At 74.4% G+C, this 246-nt stretch carries 1 protein-coding gene; it reads left to right on the forward strand.

The genetic code is table 11. The features are described from left to right. On the forward strand, positions 1 to 246 hold a 246-nt coding region (locus BIV01_RS17520), incomplete at both ends, for a phosphatidylglycerol lysyltransferase domain-containing protein (RefSeq protein ID WP_139199554.1).

Raw genomic sequence — 246 nt, forward strand, 5'->3', positions numbered from 1 at the left:
GGGTACCGGGACGGCCGGGTCGTCGCCTGGACGCTCGACGTCATGCGACGCACACCCGCGGCACCGAACGGCGTGATGGAGTTCCTCGTCGCGAGTGCGGCCGACCGGATGCGCGAGGACGGCGTCGAGCGACTCAGCCTGTCCGCGGCCCCGCTCGCGCAGGCCGCCGAGGGCCCGCAGGCGAACGACGGCGTGCAGAGCCTGCTGGACCTGGTCGGCGGGGTCCTCGAGCCGGTGTACGGGTTC

This window comes from Curtobacterium sp. MCBA15_013, assembly GCF_001865095.1.
In the GTDB taxonomy this organism is placed as follows: domain Bacteria; phylum Actinomycetota; class Actinomycetes; order Actinomycetales; family Microbacteriaceae; genus Curtobacterium.